Origin of the sequence: Candidatus Hakubella thermalkaliphila (genome assembly GCF_013281975.1) — a bacterium.
Taxonomy (GTDB): Bacteria; Actinomycetota; Humimicrobiia; order Hakubellales; family Hakubellaceae; genus Hakubella; species Hakubella thermalkaliphila.
This window is the reverse complement of the sequence record NZ_BLRZ01000218.1, coordinates 1-1,685: the sequence shown is the minus strand read 5'-3', so window position 1 is coordinate 1,685 and position 1,685 is coordinate 1. Positions and strand designations below refer to the sequence as shown.

The following is a 1,685-nucleotide window of genomic DNA, read 5'->3' as shown; positions in this document are numbered from 1 at the left end:
TCTCAGAGGAAACGGAGAGAAACAGATAAGCACTACCTAAGTCTATGGCGCCATTACTTGACCCTAATCCCAAATTCTTTGCACAAGTTTACAAATTCTTCTGAATCGGTAAAACCACCTACTACTTCTTCTCTTGTCATTCCAGCAGCCATATGGGCTAGCCAAGCAGTATAGCCTTCTGAGTCAGGTTTTCTCTTAAAAAGGGCTTTATACAAAAATGTAATAAATTCTTCATTAGTATAGTCTGAGATTATATATTGGCATTCCTCACTAAATATAAAGTGATTAACCAAGTCAGCACCAGTTAAAGCACCACCTTCAAGCCCAGCTACCCATCCATCCAGTCCTTTCGGTTCCGGAGCCCTACGTAGGACTCTATTATAAAGTAGAGTTACAAAACCAGAGTTTGTCTTCCTATAGTATGTCAATGGTTGTTCATCTACTGGTGCAGGAGCAGGAGCTGGCTCTGGAGCAGGAGCAGGTAAATCAATATTGAGATTGTCAATGAAGAGGGCGCTATCATAGGTTTCGTCAAATTCATCAGCAATCTGAAAATCTATTCTGATGGTTTCCCCAACAAAAGGGGCAACATTGAAGGTAGCCTTGTACAATCCAGTGGCGGCATTGTAGACTACATCATTTGGCAAAGGATAAGGTGGCAGGGGCTTTAAAGATGAACCCGTCACTTTATTGGAGAAGGGAATAGCATTATCAACATCAACCGGTTTACCATCGGGAAACAAAAGAATATTGCTTGAGCCAACAGAAGTAGTAACAATTGCGCTTGCCCAGTCTAGGTATGAACCGATATTATCAGGATTCTCCTCGGTTCCAAATTTCCAATCAAAACTAAGGGTGGTAGCACCAGCAGGAACAGATAAAGTTAGTGTCAAAGTAGCAATATCATAAGAGGGGTAGCCGCGATGACTGTAAGGTGGTGAGGTAGGACCACCGGTATCATAGGAGTAGAAAGTTGTTGCCACTCCAGCTATGCTACACGCCCTCCCGGTGCTGATAAGAGCCCAGGACGAACCACTTGTGGGGAAGCCTTGTAAAGAAGCTGTATAGACCTCGAACTGACCCGCACCACCGGTCATACTGGCCGATACCAAGAAGGGCGCAGTTCCCGGTGTAAGAATGGCTTCAGCCAGTTCCAAAGCAGTTGGGCTACCTTCCGGTGCTAACTCTTGACCTATTCCACCATCTGAATCTTCAGCCGAGACAGTAGAAGGACTAATAAATCCTAAGATCAAAACAAAGATGCCTAATAAAACTAAGTAATTTTTCATTGGCTTTCCTTTCTAATAATTTTTATTCCACCTAAATTTTTGAAAAAAAACTTAGGCAAAAAACCGACCTTTAATTTAGCGGGAACTCCCCGCCTGTAAGCGTATGTAACAAAATAAAGTTTACTTTTGAACCTGTTCTGTTGATTTCATTAACCTTGGCGAAATGGTATAATTCCATTCCGGATTTACATCGTGATATCGTATATTGAGTTCTTCCTCCAAACCTTTTACCTTTTTCTCTTTTGATTCTTTCTTGTGTTTCTTCTCGTGAGATTTGGCAGAACCCATTAGCACTTCCTCCTTTCATTTTTAATTGTATACCCCCCCGATTCTTGTCAAGCAAAAAAACCTAAAAAAGCAACCTGGCACACGTCAACAGAATAGGATAAATATTTC

Annotated in this window: 2 protein-coding genes; both read right to left on the bottom strand. The window is 41.8% G+C overall.

Annotated elements, in window-relative coordinates; all coding sequences use genetic code 11:
- Positions 1 to 53: 53 nt before the first annotated feature.
- On the bottom strand, positions 54 to 1,289 hold the full coding sequence (locus HW443_RS11040) for a DUF4214 domain-containing protein (RefSeq protein WP_176232039.1): 1,236 nt from the start codon (positions 1,287 to 1,289) through the stop codon (positions 54 to 56).
- A 120-nt stretch (positions 1,290 to 1,409) separates the two neighbouring features.
- Positions 1,410 to 1,577: a hypothetical protein gene (locus HW443_RS11035; protein WP_176227004.1), complete on the bottom strand. Its 168-nt coding sequence runs from the start codon at positions 1,575 to 1,577 to the stop codon at positions 1,410 to 1,412.
- Positions 1,578 to 1,685 lie beyond the last annotated feature (108 nt).